At 62.3% G+C, this 19,343-nt stretch carries 14 protein-coding genes; 7 read left to right on the forward strand and 7 right to left on the reverse strand.

Translation table 11 applies throughout. From position 1 onward, the window contains the following. Positions 1 to 21: 21 nt before the first annotated feature. The gene (locus AV929_RS18645) at positions 22 to 1,767 is read right to left on the reverse strand and encodes a formate--tetrahydrofolate ligase (RefSeq protein ID WP_014031176.1); all 1,746 of its coding nucleotides are present in this window, start codon (positions 1,765 to 1,767) and stop codon (positions 22 to 24) included. Between the two features lie 326 nt (positions 1,768 to 2,093). On the opposite strand from AV929_RS18645, the gene folP reads away from it, so the two are divergent. After that, the gene (folP, locus tag AV929_RS18650) at positions 2,094 to 4,493 is read left to right on the forward strand and encodes a dihydropteroate synthase (protein ID WP_064288980.1); all 2,400 of its coding nucleotides are present in this window, start codon (positions 2,094 to 2,096) and stop codon (positions 4,491 to 4,493) included. A gap of 25 nt (positions 4,494 to 4,518) precedes the next feature. Further along, positions 4,519 to 4,752 carry a hypothetical protein gene (locus tag AV929_RS18655; RefSeq protein ID WP_014031178.1) on the forward strand — a complete coding sequence of 78 codons (234 nt, stop codon included), beginning with the start codon at positions 4,519 to 4,521 and terminating at the stop codon, positions 4,750 to 4,752. 115 nt (positions 4,753 to 4,867) lie between these two features. Here AV929_RS18655 and AV929_RS18660 read toward each other — a convergent pair whose 3' ends face one another. Next, entirely contained in the window at positions 4,868 to 5,299 is a 432-nt protein-coding gene (locus AV929_RS18660; protein ID WP_230458915.1) for a hypothetical protein, read from the reverse strand. Positions 5,300 to 5,405: 106 nt separating this feature from the next. Between AV929_RS18660 and AV929_RS18665 the strand changes: the two genes are divergently transcribed. Beyond that, on the forward strand, positions 5,406 to 6,014 hold the full coding sequence (locus AV929_RS18665; RefSeq protein ID WP_014031180.1) for a hypothetical protein: 609 nt from the start codon (positions 5,406 to 5,408) through the stop codon (positions 6,012 to 6,014). 78 nt (positions 6,015 to 6,092) lie between these two features. Here the strand turns inward: AV929_RS18665 and AV929_RS18670 are convergent, their stop codons facing one another. Beyond that, complete coding sequence (locus tag AV929_RS18670) at positions 6,093 to 7,853, reverse strand: BCCT family transporter (RefSeq protein ID WP_064288981.1); 1,761 nt, start codon at positions 7,851 to 7,853, stop codon at positions 6,093 to 6,095. A 414-nt stretch (positions 7,854 to 8,267) separates the two neighbouring features. On the opposite strand from AV929_RS18670, the gene AV929_RS22030 reads away from it, so the two are divergent. Continuing rightward, a complete protein-coding gene (locus AV929_RS22030; RefSeq protein ID WP_005533017.1) occupies positions 8,268 to 8,429 on the forward strand; it encodes a hypothetical protein in 162 nt (53 codons plus the stop codon). Between the two features lie 6 nt (positions 8,430 to 8,435). Here AV929_RS22030 and AV929_RS18675 read toward each other — a convergent pair whose 3' ends face one another. The 4 genes from AV929_RS18675 to AV929_RS18690 all read right to left on the reverse strand — a co-directional run bounded on the left by AV929_RS18675 (position 8,436) and on the right by AV929_RS18690 (position 15,629). Next, positions 8,436 to 8,879, reverse strand: a complete 444-nt coding sequence (locus AV929_RS18675) for a universal stress protein (protein WP_014031182.1) — start codon at positions 8,877 to 8,879, stop codon at positions 8,436 to 8,438. A 91-nt stretch (positions 8,880 to 8,970) separates the two neighbouring features. Beyond that, positions 8,971 to 10,233: a threonine ammonia-lyase gene (gene ilvA / locus AV929_RS18680; RefSeq protein ID WP_064288982.1), complete on the reverse strand. Its 1,263-nt coding sequence runs from the start codon at positions 10,231 to 10,233 to the stop codon at positions 8,971 to 8,973. Between the two features lie 56 nt (positions 10,234 to 10,289). Then, positions 10,290 to 12,842, reverse strand: coding sequence for an FAD-dependent oxidoreductase (locus AV929_RS18685; protein WP_064288983.1), 2,553 nt, complete (start codon positions 12,840 to 12,842; stop codon positions 10,290 to 10,292). Between the two features lie 216 nt (positions 12,843 to 13,058). Beyond that, positions 13,059 to 15,629, reverse strand: a complete 2,571-nt coding sequence (locus tag AV929_RS18690; protein WP_064288984.1) for an FAD-dependent oxidoreductase — start codon at positions 15,627 to 15,629, stop codon at positions 13,059 to 13,061. 367 nt (positions 15,630 to 15,996) lie between these two features. Between AV929_RS18690 and AV929_RS18695 the strand changes: the two genes are divergently transcribed. The 3 genes from AV929_RS18695 to AV929_RS18705 all read left to right on the forward strand — a co-directional run bounded on the left by AV929_RS18695 (position 15,997) and on the right by AV929_RS18705 (position 19,227). After that, a complete protein-coding gene (locus tag AV929_RS18695) occupies positions 15,997 to 16,953 on the forward strand; it encodes a succinylglutamate desuccinylase/aspartoacylase family protein (protein WP_064288985.1) in 957 nt (318 codons plus the stop codon). 138 nt (positions 16,954 to 17,091) lie between these two features. After that, positions 17,092 to 18,288, forward strand: a complete 1,197-nt coding sequence (locus AV929_RS18700; protein ID WP_064288986.1) for a hypothetical protein — start codon at positions 17,092 to 17,094, stop codon at positions 18,286 to 18,288. 78 nt (positions 18,289 to 18,366) lie between these two features. Further along, on the forward strand, positions 18,367 to 19,227 hold the full coding sequence (locus tag AV929_RS18705) for a methylenetetrahydrofolate reductase (protein WP_064288987.1): 861 nt from the start codon (positions 18,367 to 18,369) through the stop codon (positions 19,225 to 19,227). Positions 19,228 to 19,343: the final 116 nt, after the last annotated feature.

A 19,343-nucleotide genomic window follows, 5' to 3' on the forward strand; every position in this document is an offset into this window, starting at 1 on the left:
CTGGGACGCGAGGCCGGTTCGTCAGAACAGCCCCGAAATGTTACCGTCTTCGTCGATGTCCATGTCGGCGGCAGCCGGTCGGGCCGGCAGGCCAGGCATCGTGAGCGCGTCGGCCGTGAGAGCGACCAGGAAGCCAGCTCCGGCAGACGGGTACACTTCGCTGATTTCGAGTTCCCAGCCCTCTGGCGCGCCCTTCTGGCTCGCGTCGTCGCTCAGCGAGTGGAACGTCTTGGACATGACGACCGGGTAGTCGTCGAAATCGAGCTCGTTCATCTGCTCGATGTCGTCGAGCGCGCCGCCGGTGTATTTCACGTCGTCAGCGCCGTAAATCTCGGTCGCGACGGTGTGGATCTTCTCCTTGATGCTGTCCTCGTCGTCGTACAGCATCCGGAAGTCCTCCTCGTTGCTCTCCTCGGTTGCCTCGATGACGTTCTCCGCGAGGTCGACGCCGCCCTCGCTGCCGTCGGAGAACACGTTCGACTCAGCCGCTCTGACCCCGAGGTCCTCACGGCAGTGGTCCAAGATGGCCTGAATCTCCTCGTCGGTGTCGTCCGGGAAGCGGTTGACGGAGACGACGACCGGGACGCCGAACTTCTGGAGGTTCGTCGCGTGCTTGTCGAGGTTCGAGAAGCCCGCTTCGACGGCTTCGACGCCGGCCTCGTCGATTTCGTCGTAGTCGACCGGCCACTGGTCGAGGCCGTGGTATTTGAGCGCGCGGACCGACGCCACCAGCACGACGGCGTTCGGCGTCATATCGCCCTTGCGACAGACCACGTCCATGAACTTCTCGGCCCCGAGGTCGGAGCCGAAACCAGCCTCGGTGACGAGGTAGTCGCCCATGCCGAAGGCAGTCTTGTCGGCGACGAGCGAGTTCGTCCCGTGGGCGATGTTCGCGAACGGCCCGCCGTGGACCAGCGCCGGCGTCCCCTCGATGGTCTGGACGACGTTCGGCTTGATCGCGTCCCGGAGTAGCATGGTTGCTGGGCCGGTCGCTTCGATATCTTCGACCGTGACCGGGTCGCCGTCCTCGTCGTAGGCGACGATGATGCGACTGACTCGCTCTTTGAGGTCGCCCAGGTCACTCGCCAGGCACAGCACCGCCATCAGTTCTGAGGCGGCGGTAAGGAGGAAGCTGTCCTCCCGTGGCGTCCCACCGGTTTTCCCGCCGAGGCCGACGACGGTCTCCCGGAGCGCGCGGTCGTTCATGTCGATAGCGCGCGGCCAGGAGACGTTGTTGATGTCGATGTTCAGGTCGTCACCCTGCGAGATCTTCGCGTCGAGCATCGCGGCGATGAGGTTGTGTGCGGAGGTGAGCGCGTGGAGGTCGCCGGTGAAGTGGAGGTTGATGTCCTCCATCGGAAGGACCTGCGACCGGCCGCCGCCTGCTGCGCCGCCTTTGACGCCGAACACCGGGCCAAGCGACGGTTCCCGGATGGCGATCATCGCTTCCTCGCCGACGTGGTTGAGCGTCTGTCCGAGGCCGACGGTCGTTACCGTCTTCCCCTCGCCTTTCGGCGTCGGGGTCATCCCGGTTACCAGGACGAGGTTCTGCTCCTTGTCCTCGGCCTGTTCACGGAGGCGCTCGATGGCGTGTTGTTTGACTTTCGCGGTGTATTCGCCGAAGTACTGGAGGTCGTCGAGGCCGAGTCCCCACGGCTCTACCAGTTCCCAGATCGGTTCCATCTCGGTCGACTGGGCGATATCGTAGTCCGTAGGAATCGGCTCCTGTGTCTCTTCGGTCGCGGATTGCTCATCCTGTGAAGACATCTCGACTAGCCCTTCCCTACACCGTCGTAATAATGTTAGTGAACCTGATACTATCGGGATAGGATGTGTTCGAGACGCCGTTACGGACCGCGTAAGCCACATCATGTATCTCGGCTTACGAGATTGGTTCCGTGGCCCAGCAGCAGTCCGGACGGCAGCGGCAGCGACGTCGGGATCTACGAAATGACTCGATCACGGTTTCCGGGCCGCCATTGAGGAGTTTCTCGTGGGTTTCGGCCTGAAGAGGGTGCTCCACCTCGTTACGTGCTATCGACGCAGAACCCTCTGGCGATAAATTAATCAGGCCGCCGCCGCCCAATTATGGTATGGAGTACCACGAGTCGGCGGACTACCTGCAGTCGCTACAACGCCGTCGGCCCAAGTTGGGGACCGATACGACGGCGCGGATGCTCGCACATCTCGGTGACCCGGACAACAGTTTCGACAGCGTGCAGATCGCCGGGTCGAACGGAAAGGGAAGCACCGCCCAGATGACCGAGAGCGTGATCAGAGCCGCCGGGCTGGACGTCGGCCTGTTCACTTCGCCGGGATTGAACGGCTTTCGGGAGCAAGTCACGGTCAACGGCGGCCGGATACCCAAAGAGCGGGTGACGGAGTTCGTCGAACAGATCGAGCCATGTATCGACCGCCTGGCCGCCGAGGACGACAAGCCGACGCATTTCGAGGTACTCACCGCGCTTGCGCTCTATCATTTCGATGTCGAAGACGTCGATGTGGCAGTTCTGGAAGTCGGTATCGGCGGCCGGTACGACGCCACGAGCGCGGTCGATCCCGTCGCAAGCGCCGTCACCAGTATCAGTTTAGAACACACCGACCTGCTCGGCGACACGGTCGAGAAGATCGCCCGCGACAAAGCACAGGTCGCGCCGCGGGACGCCCCACTCGTGACGGGAACGACCGGCGCTGCCCTTGATGCGATCCAGGGGATTACCGACACCATCACCGTCGGTGGTGAGGGGGCTGACGTCACCGCCGTCGAAAACGGCATGCGCTCGGCCGTCGAGAACCGCATCTCCCTCACGGGGCCGGACTGGGCGCTCGAATCGAACCTCAAACTGCTCGGACAGCATCAGGCGGAGAACGCCGGCGTCGCCGCGACGCTGGCCCGACAACTCATCGACGAGGACACCGAAACCATATCCGAGGGGCTGCGGGCCGCGACGCTGCCGGGGCGGTTCGAGATCCGGTCGACCGACCCGATGGTGGTTCTCGATGGCTCACACAACCCCGGCGCGATGGAGACGCTGACAACACTCATAGAGCGATACGAGTACGACGACCTCCACGTAGTCTTCGCCGCGATGCAGGACAAGGAGTACGAACGAATGATTGCGACGCTTCCGGCCGTCGAGACGGCGTTCGCCGCGCGACCGGAAGTCGACCGAGCCGCGAGCACTGGATCGCTCGCTGCCGCGTTCGAGGGGCAGGCAGCCCAGGTACAGCAGGTCGAGTCCGTTCCGGAAGCCACCGAACGAGCGGTAGCCACGGCCGGCGCGGACGACTTCGTACTCGTGGCCGGGTCTCTCTACGCAGTTGCCGAGGCTCGGGACCGCTGGAGTCGGCTGGTCGTTCCGACAGAGACGCTCCAGCAGCCGTCGGCGGGCGGGACCGCTGGATCAGGAAGTGAACCAGAAATCCACCAGCAGATGCTTTCGGTCACGCTGCGGCGCGACCAGGCAGGCGTCGTCAAACAGGCGTTCGAGGACTGCGGCGGCACCTGTACCCGTTCGGCTGTCGGGATGCCGGAGAAGCTCGTCGACACGACGCTGTCGGGAACGCCGCGACAGTTTCAACAGCTCACTGACAGACTGGCTTCGACAGGGCTGGGGCTCGGTCGGCTCGCCACGCAACTCGAAGGCACGCTGTCTGACAGGTCGTTCCCGCCGCCGTTCGACAGGGAAGAGGCGGCCGTGATGGGTATTCTCAACGTCACGCCGGACAGTTTCTACGACGGCGGCGAGTACAACCGTCGCGACCTCGCGGTCAGTCACGCGGAACAGATGATCGAGTCCGGGGCGGACATCGTCGACATCGGCGGCGAGAGCACGCGTCCCGGGGCTGACCCCGTGGCCGTCGAAACAGAGATCGACCGCGTAGTACCCGTTATCGAGGCCGTGTCCTCGCTCGACACGACTGTTTCCGTAGATACCCGAAAGGCTGCCGTCGCTGACGCGGCGCTGGACGCCGGTGCCGACATCGTCAATGACGTGTCGGGACTGTCGGACCCCGAGATGCGGTTCGTGGTTGCCGACCACGACGCGTCCGTCATCCTGATGCATAGCCTGTCCGCGCCAGTGGACCCAGGCCGAACTGTGACTTACGACGACGTCGTCGATGACGTGCTTCGAGACCTCACAGAACAGATCCTGCTCGCCGAGCAAGCCGGCATCGACCGCGAGCAGATTATCGTCGACCCCGGCTGTGGTTTCGGGAAGAACGCCGCCGAATCGTTCGAACTCGTCGACCGACTCCACGAGTTCCACGCGCTCGGCTGTCCGGTGCTGGTCGGGCACTCCCGGAAGTCGATGTTTGCCGACATGAGCGACGCCGGTGCGGACAGGCTGCCACCGACTCTGGCCACGACAGCGCTGGCCGCCGAACGTGGGGCTGACGCAGTCAGGGTCCACGACGTCTCCGAGAACAACGCCGTGCTCAAGACGGTCTCAGCGACGGCGTCGCGACCGTCTCAGATGCGACAACAGTGATACCTGTGCAGCCCGAACAGTATGTATGCTACAGTTTCCAGTTCAGCTCGGTTCGGGCCTGCTCGAATCCGTCGGGCAGGTGGCAGCAGTCGCTGGCACCGTCGTTCTTCTGCTGATGCTCGTCGGTCTGGGTGCCTTCGCGTACAAGAGCCTCATCGGAGACGGTATCCGCTGGCCCGATGAGCGAGAAGAGGCGGACAGTGAGGAGGACGACGGCGTCGTGCAAGGGAGCCGTGAGGACGACTGGAAGTATTACTGACGGCAGAATCCCACTCGCGTGTTGGAACTGGGCATCACCCTGCTTTTGATCTCGTAGCCGTTTCGAAGCAACGCATACCGGCCAAACGGCAGCAGTGATCAGTGTACCCATCGTCTCAATCAGTACTGCGGTCGTAGGAGTGTTCGAACTCCCAGTGGTACCGACAGTCCGTGCAGGTCGCCCACTCGGGGATGTCGAACCGCTCGGGGTGGCGTTGCCCGTGCTCCATCCGGCTCCGACAGACCGGGCAGGTGAGATACAGGAGCTGCAGGTCGGCGAACTCGTCGTGGCTGTATTCGCCGACACACCGCGGACAGTCGATGCTGTCACGCGCGTTGTGCTGGAAGATTTCCGACTCGCATCGCGGACATTCGACCGTCGCTGGCGGCCGTCTCGCCCACCCAATGTCACCGTCGTACGTCGTCGTTGCCGTGTCCATGCTCGACAGCCTGAACTTGTTCGGCCCGTCACTCCGCTGGAGTGGCGCGGCCACTCGCTTGCCGACCCAGACAAGCTTCGAGAGCAGAGCTGCGAGCCATCCAGACACTGTGACATGGTATGTATTCTGACGGCTTAAATTTCCGGGCAGTACGAACGCTGACCCGGTGATGAGCGGTCGATAGGTTTTCACGGCGACCCGCGGTATGTGGCATATGAGTGTTGACGCGGCTGTCGGTGTTGCGCCGACCGTCCCGGGACTGGCGGCAACTGTTGTGAATCCCGTCGTGGGACAATTGATGCCCGGCGTTGGCACCGAACTGTCCAGACCGCTCCGCGGGCTCGTCTCGTTCGTTCTCGTGCTCGTGGCCGGCGCATTGGTGCTCCGGCTGCGGCGGAACTACGTCGACGAGTCGATTGACGCGATTTCGGACAGCCCGGCGATGGCCGTCCTCTACGGCATCGCTGGGTACGTGATCGTCGGCATCGTCGGCCTCTACGGGGCAACAACGCTGGCCCGCCTCAGCGTCGCTGGCGGGGTATTCGTCCGTGTCGCGATTCTCATCAGTAGTGCGTTCGTCCTGGTACTCACAAGCTTCGGCTTTCTCGTGGTCGGCACACTCCTCACTGATATCTTTGGCAGCCGCCGACCAACATACGGGCTCCTCATCGGAGCGTTTCTCAGCGCTGTCTCGTGGGTTCTGCTTTCACCCGCCGGCAGTATCGTGTCCAGCCTCGCCATCGCCGCGTTCGGAATCGGCGGCTCTGCCCGGATTTGGATACACTCTGAACGGACGGTCGAAACAGAACTGGGCGGCCGGTAGCGTGAACGGTTTCGGCCGCTGTTGGCTATAGCATCTGACACGACCGGTCGCGTCGGAAAACGCCAAAAAGAGAGCGCTTCAGTCGGTACCCGTCGCCGTGTCGTCTCCCGGGTCGGAGATATCTGTCACCATTTCGTCGCCGGCGGTCACGACGTCGACATCATCCCGTTCAGAGAGGTCCTGAATCGTTTCTGCGAACTCTTCCGATTCGAGTATCTGGTACTCGTTGTCGAGCCCCAGATACACTGTATAGCACATCAGACACAGGATGAACGCGAACGGGAGTCCTGTGGTGATTGCGGCCGTCTGGAGCGCCGTCAGACCGCCACCGATGAGCAGGATGGACGCGACAAGGCCCTCGGTAAGGGCCCAGAAGATCCGCTGCGTCCGCGGAACGTCGTGCTTACCGCCCGAGGTCAGGTGGTCGATGACCAGTGACCCCGAGTCTGACGACGTGACGAAGAACGTGATGACCAGCAAGGTCGCGAGTAGGCCGCTAACCACGCCCAGCGGGAACTGCTCCAGCAGGGCGAACATCGCGACAGTCTGGCCGACCTCGTTGTACGTCGCCAGCGCCTGTCCGTTCCCCATCAGTGAGTTGAACATCGCGCTACCGCCGAACACCGACAGCCACAGCGTCGAGAACATCGACGGCAGGAACAGCACGCCCAGGACGAACTCTCGAACGGACCGTCCCTTCGAAATACGCGCGATGAACATCCCGACGAACGGCGACCACGCGATCCACCAGCCCCAGTAGAACACGGTCCAGGCGGTCGGGGTCCCGTTTGCCGCTTCGTTCAGCGTCCCGGTAAAGAACCCGAGCGCGAGGATGTTCCCGAAGTACGCGCCGAGCCCCTCCACCCAGGTGCCGAAGATGTACACCGTCGGGCCCACGATCAGGAGGAACCCGAGCAGTGCGAACATCAGGTAGAGGTTGAGCGTACTCAGCCGCTTGACACCGCCGTCGAGCCCCGCCGCGACCGAGAGGGTCGCGATGAGCGTGATGCCGGCGATGAGCGCGACTTGCGGCCAGGTCCCTGTCGGGACACTCACCGCACCGAGCATGTCGCCGCCCACGTAGGAGAGCCCCGTGTTGACCTGTGCAACACCGAGTCCCAGTGAGGTTGACAGCCCGAACAGCGTCGCGAACACCGTCACGAGGTCGATGATGTGGCCCGGCCAGCCGTAAATCCGCTCGCCCAGCAGGGGCCAGAATATCGACCGGAAGGTGAGTGGGAGTCCCCGGTTAAACGAGAAGAACGCGAGGCCGAGTCCCACTAGGCCGTACACCGCCCACGGGTGAAAGCCCCAGTGGAAGAACGTCTGCGCCATCGCGGCGGACGCCGCTGCGCCGGTCCCCGCTTCGGCCCCGAAGAAGCTCGGGGGGTTCTGGAAGTAGTACAGCGGTTCCGAGACGCTGAAGAACATGAGGCCGATACCCATGCCGGCGCTGAACAGCATCGCCATCCAGGAGAAGTCGCTGAACTCCTTTTCGGCCTCGACGCCGCCGATTCTGATATTGCCGTACTTGCTGAACGCGAAGTAAAGCAGTGTGATGATGAACACGTTCACCGCCAGCAGGTAGAACCAGCCGAAAGTGTCCCCGATGGTATTGAACAGCCATGTGTACGCCGAGGCTGCGGTGTCACCGAGCAGTATCGTCACTGCGATGAACAGCGCAATGATCACCAGCGCCACCGGGAATACCACCGGATGGATGTCGAATCCAGCCGCCTGAATGTTCGTATCACCGGGTTCGCGGTCGGACTCCGGATGGAACAACTCGACCTGAAGCCCGTCAGACATTTCCCCGGTTTGGTCGTCACTGTTTGCCATACGTTACCCCTCTCGAACGCGGTACTGGTCTGTGGTGTCTCATTGTCGTAGTCGCGGTCGTCCTCTGTCGTAGTCCGTTGCCACCGTCATGGTAACGACATCCCGGCGTAGCGCGCCTACAGCAGTCGCATCCTGTTTGTCTTACTGTACTCGCTCGGGCGGACACGACGTGCCCGCAGGGCTATTGTCGGCGTGTTTTGTGTGCTACACAGTCTCATACTTATGCACTGATGCAACTGTAATAAAACTTCACCTTAGACACCAATATATCACGGACTGAAGCACTGTACGGCTGTGACTCGGCAGACATTTCTCCTATCTAGTACATTGAGGTTTGCTGGCTGTCGACGAGTCTTCGATTGTCTCACCGCTTGATGGGTGCGTATTTATTTCGGACTCCCACTTAGCATCAGTATGGCACGACTTCTGGCAACAGGGGCAGCCGCGGTGGCAGCACTGCTGATGGGCGTCGGCCTCGTCGGGATGACAGTCGGCGACTTCCGACTCGCAGGATTCAGTTTCCTCAGCGCCAGCCTGGTGATCTACATACGTGAGACGCGACTGATAGACGCGTAGCTGGTGTCAAATGTCGTTGACACTCATCCGCTGACTGATGACTGGAATGCTCGACGTCCGGACCACTTTATCGGTTGTCCCACCGAGCAGGTTCCCGAGCTTTCCACGGAACGCCGAGCCCAGGACAATCGCGTCCATGTCTTCGTTTTCAGCGAACTCGACGATTTCCTCGCTGGGTGCGCCGGTTTTGAAATGCGTCTTGTAATCGACGCCGTGCTCTTGGGCGACGTTCCCGAGATTCGCCAGAACCTCTTCCCCGTAGTTTCGATACTCCTCGCGCATCTCCTCTTCGTCATCTCTGAGCGCAAGCGCACGCGGCGTGCCCGGCAGGTCAATGACGTACAATGCATGGACTGTCGCGCCGAGTGCAGCGGCGAGTTCGATGCCGTGTTCTGCCCCTCTCCGGGCCTCATCACTGCCGTCATACGGGACGAGTATGTGGTCGTACATGGTGCCTGACTCATGTGTAATTCCCCCACACACCTGTTATAGGTTTCCCCGCTCGTGGCGTCGATCCGTCGATCTGAATGCCGATTCCGGCTCACAGTGCGCCGTTTTGGGCCTTCCGTGCGACGTTGTCGACGGGGTAGCCCGCGTCGCGTATCGCCGTAATGATGGTCTGTGCATGCTCGGCACCGCTCGTCTCGACGTTGAAGACGAGGTACGCCTCCCCGATTTCGAGGTTCTCGACGGACCGCTCGTGGCGAACGTCGTGGATGTTAGCTCCCTGCCGGGCGATGACCCCCGAGATCTCCTCCATCACACCCGGCTGGTCGTCGATGCGAACCCGAAGCTGAAGGAGCTGCTGGCGCTCCGTGAGCGCATGGATGAGAACCTCACGCATTTGTGTCATGTCGAGGTTCCCGCCACAGAGCAGCGGCATCACCGTTTCACCCGACACGTCGAGGCTGTCACTCAGTACGGCAGCCACGGAGGCGGCCCCGGCACCTTCTACGACCTGTTTGGCCCGTTCCATCAACAGGAGAATCGCCTGTGCGATGTCGGTGTCCGAAACAGTGACGACCTCGTCGACGTTCGCCTCGATGATGTCGAGCGTCGTCTCCGAGATGCCGCCTGTGGCGATGCCGTCAGCGATTGTGTCAACCTCGTCGAGCACGACCGGAATCCCCTTGTCGAGACTTTCGTGCACCGTCTCCGCGCCGGTCGCCTGGACACCGACGACGCGCGTCTCGGGCGAGAGGTGTTTGATTGCGGTCGAGACGCCGCTGATGAGCCCACCGCCCCCGATAGGAACGACGACCGTGTCAACGTCCGGGCAGTCATGGTACATTTCGGTACCGAGGGTCCCCTGGCCAGCGATTATGTCAAGGTCGTCGTAGGCGTGAACGAACTCGGCGTCGGTCTCCTCGACGACGGCTTTGGCGTGAGACATCGTCTCCTGAAAGTCGTTACCCACCAGTTCGACGCTCCCGCCGTAGCCTCTGGTGGCGTCTATCTTGGCCTGTGGCGCGTTCACCGGCATAAAAATCGTCGACTCTGCCCCGCATTTCGTCGCGGCGAGGGCAACGCCCTGTGCGTGGTTGCCGGCGCTAGCGGCGACAAACGACTCCACGCCATCGGCGACATCCTGAGAGATTTTGTTGTACGCGCCTCTGGTCTTGAACGACCCTGTCCACTGGAGGTGCTCCATCTTCAGATGTACCTCCGCGTCGACGAACCCACCGAGGGACGTGCTCCGTTCAACCGGCGTTTTCTTTACAACCGTGTCGTCGTCCAGCCGTTCGCGGGCTCGTTCGATGTCCGCGTATGTGACGGGCAGGGTGTCCGATTCGGTTTGTGTCATGTGTTCGTATCGTCCCGGGCCTTATGTCAAAGTTGGTGGGTCAGTGCGCTGTCCTGTCATTTGATGATGCGCTCTCGGGTTGGGTCGAACAGCGGCTCATCACGCACCGTTGCGTCGTAGGTCTCACCCTCACACTGTATCTGGACCGACGTGCCCGACTCGGCGTATTCAGTTGGGACGTACGTGTACGCGATGGATTCACCGATACTGTAGCCGTAGTTCCCAGCCTGCACATAGCCGATTGCGTCACCGTCTTTCGTCACTGGCCGCCCACTCAGCATGATATCTGTCGAGTCGTCGAGCGTGAGTGGCGTGATTTTGCTGTCGATGCCCCTGTCGCGTGCGGCCTCTAAGGCTTCCTTGCCGATGAACTCTGTATCCATATCGACGGCGAAGGGCAGACCGGCCTCGAAGGGGTTCGAGTCCGTGTCGATGTCCGTCCCCCAGAGGCGGTAGCCTTTCTCTAATCGCATGGAACTGAGCGCCCCGCCGCCCATCGGTCGGACGCCGAGGTCCTGTCCGGCCTCTGCCAGCGTCTCCCAGAGGCGCTGGCCGTACTCCGTCGGTGCCCACAGCTCCCAGCCGAGTTCACCCACGTACGAGACTCGCAGCCCGATGACTGGCACGTCGCCAACGTACATTTGCTTGGCGCTGAAGTACGGGAAGCCACCGTTGGTCACGTCCGTGTCGGTACACCGCTGGAGGAGGAGCCGCGCGTTCGGCCCCCAGAGACCGATTGTGGATTTCGCGCCTTCCTCGACGTGGACTGACACCGTCTCGGGCGCTTCGTCTTCCAGATGGCCGCCGTGGATGCCGGGCGAGTTCCCGCCACCGGTCGTCACCATGAACGCCTCGTCATCGAGTCTGACAACAGTGATATCCGCGAGAATACCGCCGCCCTCGTTCAACAGCAGCGAGTAGCGGACCTGCCCGGTGTTGATATCCATATCGTTACTACAGACCCGCTGGAGGAACGCCTGGCTCCCCTCGCCTTCGACCATAATCGAGCTGAACGTCGTCATGTCGAACATCGACACCTTGTCGCGGGCGTGGAGATGCTCCGCAGCCTCGATTTTCGAGCGGTTGATGCCCTGCCAGCCGTTCTGATCGGGAATCCGGTCCTCGTATCTTTCGACCAAGTCGGCGTTCGACTCGTACCACTGTGGCGTCTCCCAGCCGCCGCTCTGGTAGAACTCCGCGCCGAGTTCTTTTTGTTGGTGGTAGAACGGACTCGTCCGGAGTCCCCGGTGGTCGTCGGGCTGCCACCGCGGCTCGACGATGCTGTACACCTGCTCGTAGCGCTTGGCCCCGCGGTCGACGAAGTAGTCTTTCTCGCCCGCGTGCGGCTCGAACCGTCGGACGTGGATGCCGCCGGTGTCGACCGGGCCGGACGGCAGTCTGGGAACGCCGTTTTCCATCCACTCGGCAAGGATGCGGCCGTAGCCCCCGGAGTGGGTCCACCAGATAGCCAGTCCGGTCCAGAGGCCGTCGACCTGCGCCGTCTCGCCGACGGCCGGCATCCCGTCGGGCGTGAATACGAAGATACCGTTCTCGGTGGCCTCGTATTCCACGTCCTGTGTCGCCGGCAGCAGTTCGTCGAAGGCCTGCTTTGCCGACTTGTCTCGGCCGCGGTGGGTCGGTGTCTCCCAATGCTCCTTCGTGAACCCTCTAACTGACGCTTGGTGTTCCTCGGAGTTCTTCCCCATCGCCTCGGGGTCGACCGAGAGCGTCTCGTGGTTGTACGAGCCCATCCCGAGCGCGTCGCCGTGGGTCCGGAAGTACAGCGAGTGGTCCTGGTCGCGGCCGACTGGCTGGTGTGGCCCTTCGCTCATGTACTCAGCGATAGAGCGGTCGCCCGGCACGTCCAGCCCGGTCGTGTTGTCGCCGACCGAGGATTCGGCGTCGGCGAGTTCGTCCATCGGTTCGGTGACGACGTACTGGTGCTCCACTGGCGCAATCGGGAGGTCGAGCCCAGCCAGCTGGCCGGTCTGGTAGCCCCAGTTGTTCGTCGCAATAACGGCTCGCTCGCAGTCGATGCGGCCCTGTGCGGTCTCGACAGCGTTGATTTCGCCCCCCGAAACATCCAGATCGGTGACCTCCGTGTTCCCGTAGAACGACGCCGAAGAGTTTTCCATATACCACTGGAGCGCGCCGATGCCGTCGACGCGTCCATCAGTCGGCGAGTAGTAGCCACCGAGGATTTCGTCCTCGTCGACCATCGGAAGGTGCTCGGTGACTTCCTCGGGCGAGAGCAACTGCGGTTCCGGCAGCCCATAGGAAGTCGCCCACTCGACGCGCCGACGGAGGAAGTCCATCCGCTCGTCGCTGCGGGCCACCTCGATGCCGCCAACCTCGTCGTAGACGCCGGCATCGGAGAGCAGTCGGCTGGTGTAGTGCGCCGTCTTCGTCTGTATTTTCGACGGCGACGTCTGGAACATGATGCCGGGCGCGTGGACTGATGACCCGCCGGTGACCGGGAGCGGTCCCTGGTCGATGACGACAACGTCCTCCGCGCCGAGTTCCGTCAGGTGATACGCGACGCTACACCCAACGGCCCCGGCACCGATAACAACAGTATCCGCCCGAGACGGGGGAGTCTCTGTGCTCATGTATCTCGTTTGGGACTGTTTCTGTCACAATCTTAAATACACCGGTGGGGAGAACCACGCAGAGAGGAGATTTCCGGGTAGAGCGGCACAGTGTCGATTATTCGGCCGGTATCTGAGCGTCTGTTGTCCGTCGCAAACAGGGAGTAAACGGCCAGTCGGACTGAACCACAGCGTGTTACAATCCCGATAGAATCAGCGGCGGGTCGGAGGTTGCTCTCAGACGAGCGGCTCCTCGCGGACCGTCGCGTCGTATCGCTCCCCTTCGTAGAGGATTTCGACGCTGGTTCCGGGTTCAGCGTACTCCGGCGGCAGGTATGTGTAGGCGACACACGCGCCTTCAGTGTAGCCGTACTCGGCGCTGTGGAGATAGCCGATGGTCTCGTCACCGTCGAGGACTGGCTTGTTGTCCAACACGACGGCGTCCTCGTCATCGAGGGTCAGACAGGCGACCTTGTGGTCGATGTTGTCGCCGTCGGCGGCCGCCGCGACCGCCTCCTTGCCGATGAAGTCGGTTTCGAGGTCGACGGCCCAGCCGAGGCCGGCCTCGTAGGGGTTGTGCTCCGTGTGGAGGTCCTTCCCCCAGAGCCGGAAGCCCTTCTCGATGCGGAGCGAATCGAGCGCGCCGTTGCCGTACGGGCGGATGCCGTACTCCTCGCCGGCCTCCATGATGTGCTCCCAGAGGCGTTCGCCGTACTCCGAGGGCGTGTAGAACTCCCAGCCGAGCTCGCCCGCGTACGAGACGCGGAGCGCAGTCACGGGAATGTTCTTGATGAAGAACTGCTGGCTCGTGAAGAACGGGAAGGCGTCGTCGGAGAGGTCGACGTCGGTGATCTTCGAGAGGACCTTCCGGGCGTTCGGGCCGGTACAGACCATCGCCGCCAGGCTGGAGGTCACGTCGTTGACGACCACGTCGTCGGGGGACTGCTCGCGCACCCACGCGACATGGTTGTTCCCGACTTCGCGACCCGTCGTCAGTAGGAGGTAGCGGTCCTCGTCGGTTCGCGTGACCGTGATGTCCGCCCGGACGCCGCCGCCCTCGTTACACATCAGCGTGTACTTCACGTCGCCCACGTCGATGTCCATGTCGTTCGTACAGAGGTACTGGACGAACTCGCCGGCGTCGCTCCCGATGACCTCCATCTTGTTGAACGATGTCATGTCGTGGAGCCCGACGTTCTCCCGGACGTTCAGCGCCTCGGCGCCTTCGATGGGTGACCAGTACTTCGCTTCCCAGCCCTCGCGGTCGGGGATCTGGTCACCGTACTCCGCCAGGAGGTCGGCATTTGAGTCGAACCAGTGGGGTTCCTCCCAGCCGGCCTCGGCCCACAGTTCGGCGTCGTACTTCTTGTGGGTGTGGTACATCGGGGTCCGACGGATGTCCCGCTGTTTGTCGGTCCAGACCCACTTGGGGTGCATGATGTTGTAGACGATGCGGTACTCCTCGCCGCCGATGTCCCGAGCGAAGTCCCAACTGCCCTCGTGCTCGTCGAAGCGGTTCACGTCGCAGTGGGCGAGGTCAATCGGGCCGTCAGGGAGGCGCGGGACGCCGTGTTCCATCCACTCGGCGAGCGCTTTGCCGGCACCGCCGGCGTGGGTGACCCAGATGGCCGCCGCCGTCCAGAGGCCGTCGTACTCCTGGACGGGCCCCATCACAGGGAGGCCGTTGGGCGACTCCGCGAACATGCCGTTGTACTTGTGTTCGAGTTCCTTGCCGGCCGTCGCGGGCAACAGCTCGTCGCTGGCCTGTCGCGGGGCCTTGTCCGGCCGGTCCGGATGTGTCGCGTTGTCCATGTGGTAGTCCGTGAACTCGTGGACCGAGCCCTGCTCGCCGTCGGGGTCGTTGCCGCCGAGGTCCTGTGGATCGGGCACGATTGGCTCGTGGTTGTACGAGCCGATACCGTAGGAGTCCCCGTGGTTCCGGTAGTACATCGCGTTGTCCTGGTCGCGGAGAATCGGCCGGTCCGGACCCACGAGGAGCCGTTTTGCCTTCTCCCCGGAGACGTTCTCGTAGTTCTCGAACAGCGGGTGGTCCGTGATGTCGACCGCGCTGTCGGCCAGTTCGTCGAGGGACTCCGTCATCGTGTACTGGTGTTCGACCGGCGTCACCGGCAGGTGCACGTCGAGTTTCTCGCCGAGTTGACGGGCCCAGATGTTCGTCGCGACGACGACCTCGTTACACTCGATACTACCGTTCTCCGTGACGACGGCCTGGACCTCGCCGTCCGCTGTTTCGACGTCCTCGGTGCGCGTGTGCGGCACGAACTTCGCGCCCCCGTCCATCGCTTCCCTGGCCAGTGCGTCACACGCGACGACGCCCGAGACCTGCCCGTCCGTCGGGGAGTAGTAGCCGCCCTTGATCTGGTCGGCGTCGACCAGCGGGAGGTGCTCGGTGACTTCTTCGGGCGAGAGCAACTGCGGGTCCTCGATGCCCCAGGCCTTGGCGTATTCGACGCGACGCTGGAGGAAGTCCATGCGTTCCTCGCTGCGCGCGACTTCGATGCCGCCTGTTTCGTTGTAGGCCTGCTGCCCATCCGCGCCCTCGAGGTCCGAGTACAGCCGACGGCTGTAGTCCGCAAACTGGCTGAGGACTTTCGGCTCCGCGGTCTGGAACATGATTCCGGGAGCGTGGGTGGATGATCCACCAGTGGTTGGCATCGGCCCCTGGTCGACTACGACCACGTCCTCACGGCCGAGCGCTGTCAGCTGGTAGGCGATGTTGCAGCCGACGATTCCGGCACCGACGATGACGGTATCGGCCTGGGTCGGCAGGCTATCGGTAGGCTCCATGACTCTGGGTAGAACGTGCTATGGCGTGGCAATATAGTTACCGCCTGGTCCACCTCCTTTGCAAACTGACATCGCATTATCACGTAGTGTTTCAGAATAACAGGAGTACCATTGTTAATAGATTTGGGTCCCCTGTGGTGATTGTCGCTTCCGGTCAGAAACTCCGAGCAGTGTCCAACACGCTATTGTACTGTCAAGTTATATGTTAACAGCCCTCTGTGATTTTTATGATACGGGGTTTCACACCGGCGACAGCCGCTCTACCGGTCAGTGGTTCTGTTCCGAAGGAGCATCACAGCACCGCTCCGTGTGGCCCAGCGACGCTCCTACTCCCAGCGCTTTTGCCTGCGCGCCGCCGGGCATCGATATGGACTACACCGCCGTCACGCACACGACGACTGACCGACGGCTCGGGAGACTCCCGTCAGGACGAGCCGTGTCCGTGACTGTCCACCGGTACGTCGGCAGCCCCGGGCCGACAGTGTATATTCAGGCGGCGCAACACGGCATCGAACTCAACGGCCCAGCCGCGTTACGGCGACTGCACGACCGCCTGACCGACGCGGCTATCGCCGGGACAGTACTTGTCATCCCAGTCGTGAACCAGCTCGCGTTCGATCACCGGTCGTACATGACCCCCGGCGAGTACGACGTGATGAACCCGAACCTGAACCGCGTGTGGCCGGGAGACGAGTCCGGAAGCCTACAGGAACAGTTTGCCGCTCGGCTGTGGGAACTCGTAAAAGACGCGGACGCCGCGGTCGATCTCCACACCGGCACGGCAGATATGCTGGAACACGTCAGATGCCGGGCGGGCGACCCGGCCGCCGAGCGCCTCGCCGAAGCGTTCGGTACTTCCTACAGAATCACCGACGAGTCCGAGGACACCGGCGACGACGGCTCTGGCGGGACGTTCCGTGCTGTGGCTGCGGCAGCCGGAATTCCGGTTATCACGGCGGAGCTATCGAACAGTCGCCGGATAGCACAGGACGCGGTTGCGGCTGGTGTCGACGGGATACAGAATCTCCTGCGCGAGTGGGCAGTCCTCCCGGCAGAGCCGGAGTCGAAGGCGGCACAGACGGTACTCCGAAACGACACGGAGCCGGTCACCGCGTCGGAATCGGGATTGTTCGAATGTCGGCCGGACATCGCCGTCGGTGACACTGTCGACGCCGGGGAGCGACTGGGGACTGTCTACGAACCCTCCTCGTTCGAGCAACAACAGGTCGTCTCAGCGACAGAACGAGGAGTGATATTCTCGCTTGCCAGGGAGTCTGTCGTCGTGAAAGGGGAACGCCTCGCAGGCATCGCGACACCGCGATAACCGAGACGTATCCGAGGAGCCGCCTGCGGGCACTGTTTCAGACGTGTGTTGCTAGCCGTAGTTTTGGGAAAGTTTATAAATGGGTTCGGTATTCCACACCTATCTCTACAGCATAACGTGTCATAGTCACTCAATGACATGGGACTTCACACCGCATTCACGGCGCTCGCGGAGGTCATCGATGCGTACGAATCCCGCGGTCGGTCCATCGAGACCGTCGAAGCATTGCCGGCCGACACCGGTGATGCAGTCCTCGATGTGACGGTGGCGATGCCGGTCTCGCTGCGTTCCGGCGGCGGCGCTGACGAAGGTCTCAGCCCGGAGACGGCGAATCTAACCGACAGTGGTGACCTCGAAGTCACGTTCTCACCGTCGGCCACTGAACTTCCGTCGACCGCTGGGACCTCACTGTCGATAGGTGATGCCTCGGCGACGGTTACTGACGACGGCTTGCTCCTGACGGTAGAGCTGACAATTGATGCCATGGGCGCGCCAGACGAGGCAGCCAGCGTCGACTGTGGGCCGGAGCCAGCTGTCGATAGCGATTCAGCAACAGGCACCGTAGCGCGTTCGGCCGATGCCGTCGAGAGTAACATTGACGCGCTCGACGGTTCGGATATCTCGGATTCAGAGTCTGTCAGTGAGGGAGGTGACGGTTCACGGGAAAGCCCACAGTCGGACGGCGCGGCTACAGCGGCTCCTGAGTCTGATCGCGAGAACAACTCTGAATACGGCCCGTTCGCCGCCGTCCGCGACGACTCCGTCCCACCGTACGAGGACACCGACTACCTGCAAGCACTGTACGACGAGTGTGACAACTTCAGGGAGATCGCCGAGCAGATACAGATGGATGTCTCCTCCGAGACGGTCCGACGATACATGATAGAAGCGGACATCCACGTCCCGAACACGTACAACACCTCCAGCGACGAGGAAGAAGAAGCGGCCGAATCAGGGCAGTCTGACAACGGCGCGAGCCAGGGTGAAGTCGATGCCGGGGGCGGACAGGTCAGTGTGGCCGAACCCGTTTCGGCCGAGTCAGTTGGTTCCGAGAGTTCGGTCGGGGAACTTCCAGACGAGCAACTGGTCACCGACGGGATTGGACTCCCAGCTGATGTCCAGCTGCAAGACGTCGCGGACGCGGTCGTCGATTCCGACACGGTGTACGAGGTCCAGCGACGCCTGAGCCTCGACCGGGGCCAGACCCGGGACCTGCTGGCGGAACTCAATCTGTTAGATCTCGTCCTGTGCCGGCTCGCGGACGAACCGGACCACGCTGTCTCCTACGGGACTGTGGCCAGTCGGATCCGGCAGTGTGCGCCTCATAGCGCGTGATAGAAGCGATTTCTTATAAATGGGTTCGATGCCCCACCCACAGAGAAAAGTACGGGTGCGCCTTATCTCTGGCAACTCATGGCCCTCGGAACACGCGCTGTCTCAGACAGTCAGGGTGTCCGGACGCTGCTGACGAGCGCCCGGTTCGAACTGATGCCGTTCGAGAGCTTCGACGAGGAGATTACCCACCTCCCCGACAATGCGACGATCGCAATCACGACCTCACCACAACTCGGCATCGAGAAAACCGTCGAAAAGACGGAGGAAGCTGCCGAAATGGGGTACGATGTCGTGCCACACATCGCGGCCCGGTATGTGGAGGACCGGGAGCAACTCGAAGCAATTGCAGAGCGACTTGAGCAGGCAGGCATCACGGACATCTTCGTCCCAGGAGGTGACCGCGAGGAACCGGCCGGTGAGTACGAGTCGGCGCACGGCCTGCTCGAAGCGCTCGCAGAGACCGAATACTCCTTCGAGGAAGTCGGAATCACGGGCTACCCCGAGGGCCACGACTTCATCGACGACGAGACGCTGGCGGAGTCGATGGCACAGAAAGAGCCGTACGCGACGTACATCGTCACCCAGCTCTGTTACGACCCGGAGACCGTGGTAGAGTGGGTCGAAGACATCCGTGCTCGCGGTATCGAACTCCCGGTCGAAGTCGGTATCCCGGGCGTGATGAACTACCAGCGCCTGATGCAAATCTCTCAAAAGGTCGGTGTCGGTGATTCGATCAAGTTCCTCAGGAAGACGACGGGCATTCTCGGGTTCGTCAAGCAACTGGTCGGCTCCCGCGGGACCTACGAACCCGACGAACTCATCGACGGCCTCGCGCCCTACGTCGGAGACGACGAGTACAACATCCGCGGCGTCCACATCTACACGTTCAATCAGACGCCTGATACGGAAAAATGGCGGCACAACCGTCTCGACTCCTGAAACCGATCTACTTACTGTCCGTCCTCGGGCCACCCAGCTACAAGTACCTGTTTTCGACCGTCTCGCTGGCAGAGACTGCCAGCGTGTCATGCCGTGGCCAGCGTATCCCCGACGCA

This window comes from Haloarcula sp. K1 (assembly GCF_001647155.1).
GTDB lineage: Archaea > Halobacteriota > Halobacteria > Halobacteriales > Haloarculaceae > Haloarcula > Haloarcula hispanica.

Excerpts from the sequence above, each read along its gene's own strand:
- AV929_RS18685 (WP_064288983.1), bottom strand. The coding sequence starts at position 12,842 with ATGAGCACAGAGACTCCCCCGTCTCGGGCGGATACTGTTGTTATCGGT.
- AV929_RS18695 (WP_064288985.1), top strand. The coding sequence starts at position 15,997 with ATGGACTACACCGCCGTCACGCACACGACGACTGACCGACGGCTCGGG.
- AV929_RS22030 (WP_005533017.1), top strand. The coding sequence starts at position 8,268 with ATGGCACGACTTCTGGCAACAGGGGCAGCCGCGGTGGCAGCACTGCTG.
- folP (WP_064288980.1), top strand. The coding sequence starts at position 2,094 with ATGGAGTACCACGAGTCGGCGGACTACCTGCAGTCGCTACAACGCCGT.
- AV929_RS18645 (WP_014031176.1), bottom strand. The coding sequence starts at position 1,767 with ATGTCTTCACAGGATGAGCAATCCGCGACCGAAGAGACACAGGAGCCG.
- AV929_RS18655 (WP_014031178.1), top strand. The coding sequence starts at position 4,519 with ATGCTACAGTTTCCAGTTCAGCTCGGTTCGGGCCTGCTCGAATCCGTC.
- AV929_RS18700 (WP_064288986.1), top strand. The coding sequence starts at position 17,092 with ATGGGACTTCACACCGCATTCACGGCGCTCGCGGAGGTCATCGATGCG.
- AV929_RS18675 (WP_014031182.1), bottom strand. The coding sequence starts at position 8,879 with ATGTACGACCACATACTCGTCCCGTATGACGGCAGTGATGAGGCCCGG.
- AV929_RS18665 (WP_014031180.1), top strand. The coding sequence starts at position 5,406 with ATGAGTGTTGACGCGGCTGTCGGTGTTGCGCCGACCGTCCCGGGACTG.
- AV929_RS18690 (WP_064288984.1), bottom strand. The coding sequence starts at position 15,629 with ATGGAGCCTACCGATAGCCTGCCGACCCAGGCCGATACCGTCATCGTC.
- ilvA (WP_064288982.1), bottom strand. The coding sequence starts at position 10,233 with ATGACACAAACCGAATCGGACACCCTGCCCGTCACATACGCGGACATC.
- AV929_RS18705 (WP_064288987.1), top strand. The coding sequence starts at position 18,367 with ATGGCCCTCGGAACACGCGCTGTCTCAGACAGTCAGGGTGTCCGGACG.
- AV929_RS18670 (WP_064288981.1), bottom strand. The coding sequence starts at position 7,853 with ATGGCAAACAGTGACGACCAAACCGGGGAAATGTCTGACGGGCTTCAG.